General features: G+C 67.0%; 5 protein-coding genes. 3 read left to right on the forward strand and 2 right to left on the reverse strand.

The annotated features are described in order from the left end of the window. Positions 1-356 (forward strand): nucleotide disphospho-sugar-binding domain-containing protein (locus tag ACFWF3_RS27955; protein WP_379316416.1); only part of this gene is annotated, 356 nt, incomplete at its 5' end. Position 357: 1 nt separating this feature from the next. On the opposite strand, the gene ACFWF3_RS27960 is transcribed toward ACFWF3_RS27955, so the two are convergent. Beyond that, the gene (locus ACFWF3_RS27960; protein WP_379316418.1) at positions 358-1,092 is read right to left on the reverse strand and encodes a ferritin-like domain-containing protein; all 735 of its coding nucleotides are present in this window, start codon (positions 1,090-1,092) and stop codon (positions 358-360) included. Between the two features lie 186 nt (positions 1,093-1,278). After that, positions 1,279-1,560, reverse strand: coding sequence for a hypothetical protein (locus ACFWF3_RS27965; RefSeq protein WP_379316420.1), 282 nt, complete (start codon positions 1,558-1,560; stop codon positions 1,279-1,281). 376 nt (positions 1,561-1,936) lie between these two features. Here ACFWF3_RS27965 and ACFWF3_RS27970 point away from each other — a divergent pair, with 376 nt between their 5' ends. Both ACFWF3_RS27970 and ACFWF3_RS27975 read left to right on the forward strand, forming a co-directional pair. Then, positions 1,937-3,388, forward strand: coding sequence for an amidase (locus tag ACFWF3_RS27970; RefSeq protein WP_379316422.1), 1,452 nt, complete (start codon positions 1,937-1,939; stop codon positions 3,386-3,388). Between the two features lie 121 nt (positions 3,389-3,509). Next, the coding region (locus ACFWF3_RS27975) for a DUF1330 domain-containing protein (RefSeq protein WP_379316424.1) at positions 3,510-3,699 on the forward strand (190 nt) is incomplete at its 3' end.

Genomic DNA, 3,699 nt, shown 5'->3' on the forward strand with positions numbered 1-3,699 from the left:
CCGCCAATGTCGAAGTGCACTCCTGGGTTCCCCAGCGGGCGATCCTGGAACGCGCGGACGCCTTCGTCACCCACGCCGGCATGGGCGGCTGCGGCGAGGGACTGCTGGCGGGTGTCCCGATGATCGCCGTGCCCCAGGGCGCCGAGCAGTTCATGAACGCGGACCGGCTCGTGGAACTGGGGGTTGCGCGCCGCATCGACACCGCGGACGCCACCGCCGCGAACCTCCGCCAGGCTCTGCACGACATGGTCACAGATCCGGACGTCGCTCGCCGCTGCGCTCGGCTGCGCGCCGACGCACACGCCGAAGGCGGGACGGTGCGCGCGACCGACCTCATCGAAAAGCTGCTGGGCTGAATCAGGTCCAGACGTAGCGTTGCGGATCCATGCGTCGCCATGCTCGGTTCATCGTGGTGTAGGCGGCCCGGCGGTAGTGCGTCCATGTGTAGCCGCCGGCGCGCAGCGCGCGGTGGTGACCGACCCACACCAGGAGCATCACCGCGAGGAACAGGACACGGTGGGCGAGCATGGTGCAGCGGTAGCGGGTGCGGGAGCGGGTGTGCAGCAGCACCGCGAGTCGCTCACATTGCAACCGCACATGGGGCACTTCGTCGGCGAGGATCTGGGCACAGACCGTACGCAGGACCGGTGAGCCGGTAGCCCGACGGATCGCGTTGTAATAGACCATCGCCAGAACTTCGACCATGACCACGGGGGTGGTCCAGACCTCGATGTCGGTGATGCTGTACCGAAGTCTGCGAAAGAGTGTGTCGCCCCAATCAGCGTGTCGCCGTGGGATGCCCGCATCGTCCAAGATCCGGCCCAGCAGCGCGCCGTGGCGTTGCTCCTCACGGATGAACAGGTCGATGACATCGCGATACGCGGGATCGTCGGTGGCAGTGGCAAATCGGTCAGCGGACGCCGCCAGATGCTGTCCATCCGATGTCTCGCCGAGCTGCCAGGCCTGCAGCGACCGGCGAAGGGGTGCCATCTCGGCGGGAGATGCCCCGACCCCGTTCGATTGCCACGGAATCTCACGCTGCCGGAGCGCATTCTGCTGGAAGTAGGCGAGCCATTCCTCGGTGGAACGCACTCTTCGCCCACCTGCCCCGTGACCGATCGCTGATGTCGCGCTTTTCGATTCCCGCACAGCTTCCCCCTCTGCTCGCCTCCAGTCGTACCCGAAGCGGGAGTCGGCCGCCAGCGGACCCTGTACGAGACCGACGCCGAGTCGCCAGCAGGACAGCTTCCCGGTGACTCGGCGTCGGTGTTCGTCTGGCTACTTCCAGGACGGCAAGCAGCCGGCCGCACGCAGGCGGGAGGCGAAGCCGGTGTCGACGCTGCTGCTCGATCCGGTGGCTGAGCCCGTCATGGCTCCGGTGAACGCGGCGGCGAGTTCGCCACCGAGCCCGGCACCGATGGAGCACCCGAGCAGATTGAGGTCGATGGTGATGATCTCGTTGGGCTCCGCGGGGTTGTCGACGGCATTGGCCGGCCCGGCGAGGCAGGCGATGGTGGCGGCGACGGCTACCGCGACGGCACCGGCTGTGACAGAACGCATTTTTCTCCTGGCAGTTGATTCGGCGAAATTCCGGTGCCGATCAGTCGGCGGACGGCCGTCGGCACCGCGGCAGCGCGGTCCATCCGGTGAGGGCGGGGCGACTGCCCTGAACGAACTACCCAGGACACCCACTGTCGAAAACCTCGATCGTCGAGATGCGCAGTGAGACATCCCTCGCGTTGTGCGCAGCGGTATTTCGTGGCCGACGTGCGCCTGTGCCCCGTGGCGTCGGCGCTGTGAACTGGGATGATTCTCTGTCGACGGCACAACCTGGACGCGAATTCCTCAGTGCGGGTGAACCGTTGGCCATATCTGGGCGGACAGGGGCGCGCGCAGCGAGAGCGAGAGCCCACGACAGCTCGGTACGGTCAGATTCATGGAGTGGAGCTTTCAATCGGCCGAACAACTCGTCTCCGCGCTGCGGGCGGGTGCGGTGTCATCGGTGGAACTGACCGAGGAGGCAATCGACCGTATCGAGCGTGACGACACGGCGATCAATGCGATCTGTGTGCGTGATTTCGACCGTGCGAGGCAGGCCGCACACCGTGCCGACCAGGCACGCGCCCGCGGTGCCGACAGCGCACTGCTCGGAATTCCGGTGACGGTCAAAGAGTCCTACAACATCGCCGGGCTTCCCACGACCTGGGGCATGCCGCAATTCGCGAACTACTCTCCGCCGGCGGACGCGGTGCAGGTGTCGCGGCTCGCCGCTGCGGGCGCGGTGGTGCTCGGAAAGACCAATGTGCCGCTGGGACTGCAGGACGTGCAGAGCTTCAACGAGATCTACGGCACCACCAACAACCCGTGGGATCACGCTCGCACCCCCGGTGGATCCTCCGGCGGGTCCGCGGCGGCACTGGCGTCCGGATTCGGTGCGCTGTCCATCGGGTCCGACATCGGCGGTTCGCTGCGCACCCCCGCGCATTTCTGCGGCATCTACGCACACAAGCCGACACTCGGGCTGGCAGCGACCCGCGGCATGGTCGCACCGCCCGCGACGGCATTGCCGACCGATCTCGACCTCGCGGTCGTCGGTCCGATGGCGCGTACGGCTCGCGACCTCACCCTGCTCCTCGACGTCATGGCCGGACCGGACCCGCTGACGAACGGTGTGGCATACGACCTGGCACTACCACCTTCGCGCCACGAGCGACTCGCAGACTTCCGTGTCCTGATCCTCGACGAGCATCCGCTCATCCCGACCGGATCCGCGGTGCGCGCAGGTGTGAACCGGGTGGCCGACGCGCTGGTCGACAGTGGCGCCCGCGTGCAACGGCACAGTTCACTGCTGCCTGATCTCACCGAAGCCGCGACGGTCTACATGCAGTTGCTGTTCGCCGGCGCGGGCGCGCGTTTTCCCGTCGACGCCTACGAGCAACTGCGGACCCGAGTCGCACAGCTGAGCGTCGACGATCGCAGTCTCGTCGCGGTGCGCCAACGCGCGCTGGTGTTCAGCCACCGCGCCTGGCTCGAAGCGAACAACAGTCGCGAACTCCACCGCGCCGGCTGGCGGCGACTGTTCACCGAATTCGATGCCGTCGTGTGCCCGATCACGCCCACGCCCGCGTTCGCCCACGATCACGACCCCGACCTGCTGGGCCGCCGGCTCGATATCGACGGTGCGGAATACCCGTATCTCGACCAGCTTGTCTGGGCCGGTGTTGCCACGATGCCCGGCTTGCCCGCCACCGCCATCCCGGCGGGACGCTCACCCGAGGGCCTACCGGTCGGGGTGCAGCTGATCGGCCCGCAGTTCGAGGACCGCACCCCACTGCGGCTTGCCGAATTGCTCGAACAGACGATCGGCGGCTTCCAGGCGCCGCAGTAGAGCCGTGGCGGCTGTCTCCTCAGTACCTATAGACGACAGATTCCGGATCGCTGTCGGCCACCTAACTTGGTGACGACAACGCGATTTCGAGCATCGAGCCGCAACGGAGCCGAGGAGAATCATGACCGCCTACGCCATCGCCAGATTGCAGGACGCCCCGCTGCACGCGGACATCGCCGACTACATCGAGCGCATTCCCGCCACCTTCGAGCCGTACGGAGGCCGCTTTCTCGTGCACGTGACACCACACGAAGTGAAGGAAGGCAGCTGGAGCGGGGGCATCGTGATGATCGGCTTCCCGGGGATCGACC

It is taken from the genome of Nocardia sp. NPDC060220 (assembly GCF_042727815.1).
In the GTDB taxonomy this organism is placed as follows: Bacteria; Actinomycetota; Actinomycetes; order Mycobacteriales; family Mycobacteriaceae; genus Nocardia.